Source organism: Parendozoicomonas sp. 2304DJ65-17, from assembly GCF_058148445.1.
The window spans coordinates 1-231 of the sequence record NZ_JBYVJV010000151.1 but is presented as its reverse complement, the minus strand read 5'-3'; the positions used below and the strand labels follow the sequence as shown (position 1 = coordinate 231).

The window sequence follows — 231 nt, the reverse complement described above, 5'->3', positions numbered from 1 at the left end:
CACCTTTCAGGTTACCCTGATACAGGGCGTGCAACAGAGCATGACCGGTACGGTCAGCCGCAGCACAGGTACGGGCTGCCTGACCACCTTCACCAAAATTCTTGGACTGACCACCGAAAGGAAGCTGATAAATACGACCCTCTTCAGTACGTGAGAATGGCAAACCCCTATGATCCCGCTCATAAACAGCCTGAGAACCAACCGAGCACATATACTCGATCGCGTCCTGGT

Annotated in this window: 1 protein-coding gene; it reads right to left on the bottom strand. The window is 53.2% G+C overall.

The annotated features are described in order from the left end of the window. On the bottom strand, positions 1 to 231 hold a 231-nt coding region (locus ACY2RR_RS24865; protein ID WP_490110878.1), incomplete at both ends, for an FAD-binding protein.